This is a genomic window from Caballeronia sp. (assembly GCF_049581465.1).
Lineage (GTDB): Bacteria > Pseudomonadota > Gammaproteobacteria > Burkholderiales > Burkholderiaceae > Caballeronia.
This window is the reverse complement of record NZ_JBAUSA010000040.1, coordinates 1-2,392: the sequence shown is the minus strand read 5'-3', so window position 1 is coordinate 2,392 and position 2,392 is coordinate 1. Positions and strand designations below refer to the sequence as shown.

Annotated in this window: 3 protein-coding genes; all 3 read left to right on the top strand. The window is 56.7% G+C overall.

The features are described from left to right. Positions 1 to 464: ATPase, T2SS/T4P/T4SS family (locus tag WCA53_RS00825; RefSeq protein WP_423904305.1), on the top strand; the 464-nt coding region annotated here is incomplete at its 5' end. Positions 465 to 517: 53 nt separating this feature from the next. Next, the gene (locus tag WCA53_RS00820; protein ID WP_423904300.1) at positions 518 to 871 is read left to right on the top strand and encodes a hypothetical protein; all 354 of its coding nucleotides are present in this window, start codon (positions 518 to 520) and stop codon (positions 869 to 871) included. Between the two features lie 2 nt (positions 872 to 873). Continuing rightward, positions 874 to 2,392: type IV secretory system conjugative DNA transfer family protein (locus tag WCA53_RS00815; RefSeq protein ID WP_423904298.1), on the top strand; the 1,519-nt coding region annotated here is incomplete at its 3' end.

The following is a 2,392-nucleotide window of genomic DNA, read 5'->3' as shown; positions in this document are numbered from 1 at the left end:
CACTTAACAAGGCGATTTCCGATCTTGTACCGACCCACGAGCGCATCGGCACGATCGAGGATACGCCCGAATTGTCTCTCCCCAACCACCCGAATCACGTGCACATGTTTTTTAGCGACGCATTGCCCGCCAAAGAACTTGTGAAGTCCACCTTGCGCATGAAATTCGATCGCGTGTTTCTTGCCGAGCTGCGCGGCGACGAGACCTGGGACTACCTGACGTTGCTCAACACCGGCACGCCCGGCGGCATCACGACAGTCCACTGTAACGACAGCCGGTCGGCATCCACCCGTATCGCCACACTCATTAAACAAAGCGCGGTTGGCCAAACGCTTGACTGGCAATTCCTGCTCGACCAGGTACGCATGACCGTCGATCTCGTGCTGTTTATGCACGAGAAGCGATTGACCGAGGTGTATTTCGATCCGGTTTTGAAGTGGAAGCTCATGGGCGGTGTCGCATGATTTTCGATGCCCGTATTCACAACCCAGGACGCTAATCGAGCGGAGATTTCACGATGTCAAATCGTTTCAAGTTCGTGATCCTGGGCCTCTTCATGCTCGCGATCCTTGCCGGCGCCGCCGCACTTGGTCAGTACCTGGGGGGCATGACGTTCGCCAACATGCAGAAGCTGCCCCCAGTGTCCGTGAGTGTCTTCACCTTGTTCGACTACTGGCGTGCATACGGTGACGTGCTCGCGGTGAAACGCTCGCTTGCTGTCTGTACGGCACTCTCCTTTGCCGTTCCGATTCTGCCCATCGCGATGATTGTGGTGCTGGCAATCAAGTCGCGAGGCAAGTTTTTCCAGTTCGGTAATGCCAAGTTTGCCACGCGTCGCGACATCAAGGCCGTGGGCCTTCTGGAGGACTGATCATGCAAAAACAGTATCCCTCCTTCATCGTCGGCAAGTTCGAAGGCGAATATCTGAAATATAGCGGCCAGGACTTCATGATGGTCGCCGCCGGTACCCGTTCGGGTAAGGGCGTGTCGGTAGTGATCCCCAATCTCCTCACCTATCCCGACTCGGCCGTCGTCGAAGATATCAAGCTCGAAAACTTCCTGTACACATCCGGCTATCGCAAGAAGTGCGGCCAGGAAGTGTATTTGTGGGCACCGTTCCTCGAGAGCGGACTCACTCATGCTTTCAACCCGTTCGACTATATCGCCAAGCGTCCGGCGCATTTCCGCATTGGCGACGTGATGTCGATCGGTGAGCAGTTGTATCCGAGCAACGTCGATCCGAAGTTGAAATACTGGAACGACAATGCGCGCAATTTGTTTATTGGAATTGTGTTGTACCTGCTGGAAACGCCGAGCCTGACGTGTTCGTTTGGCGAGGTGTTGCGGCAAGGCTCCGGCAAGGGCAAGCCGATTCGCGAACACCTGACGGCAATCATCACCCTACGTGGCCCCGCAAAGGCACAGACCGAGGCGCAGCCAGCGGCAAAACTGACGGCGAATCCGGATGCTTCTTTGCCACCCCTTAGTTTCGAATGCCTGGACGCATTGAATCGCTTCCTGTCCCAGTCGAAAGAGGCGTTCAGCAACATCGTCTCCACGATGAATGCGCCGCTCAACGTATTCACCAATCCCGTTGTCGATGCGGCGACCAGCCGATCGGATTTCGATCTTGCCGACGTGCGCAAAAAACGCATGACGATTTATGTCGGCCTGAATCCGAACAAGCTGAAGGAGGGCGCGCTGCTCGCGAACCTGTTCTTCTCGCAATTGATCGACCTGAACACAACCGAGCTTCCGCAGGAGAACCCGGCACTTAAATATCAGTGCGCGCTGGTCATGGATGAGTTTGCGGCCATCGGGAAGCTCGATATCGTCGACACGGCCAATCCGTTCATCGCCGGCTATAACCTGCGCCTGATGCTGATCTTCCACGGTATGTCGCAGTTGAGCGACCCGAAATTGTACGGCCAGCACGGCGCGGAAACGCTCGCAATCAATTCGAAGATGCGCGTTCTCTTCGCACCCCGCACGCTCAAGGACTCGGAAGAGTATTCAAAGATGCTGGGGCAGTTCACGCACCTGGCGCGCTCGAAGGGTCGCAGCCGTGGCAAGTCCTCCACTACCAGTGAGAACACATCAGAACACGGTCGCCCACTCCTGTTGCCGCAGGAGTTACGCGCTCTCAGTTCGCGCAAACAAATTATCACGATCGAAGGGTGCGATCCGATCCTCTGCGACAAGGCGTTCTTTTATGAGGATCCGGAACTCGTCGATCGGCTCGTACAGCAGAGCGTCTATCTGCAAGGCGTGATGGCGGACCATGCGAAGAAAAACGCCCGCCGCGCGCGATGGGGCATGGCGCCAAAGCTGCCGACACAGGTCGAGTTCGAGCATGCCGCCTTCGTCGAGCGCGAGCTGGGGGCGCCCGTCC

Excerpts from the sequence above, each read along its gene's own strand:
- WCA53_RS00820 (WP_423904300.1), top strand. The coding sequence starts at position 518 with ATGTCAAATCGTTTCAAGTTCGTGATCCTGGGCCTCTTCATGCTCGCG.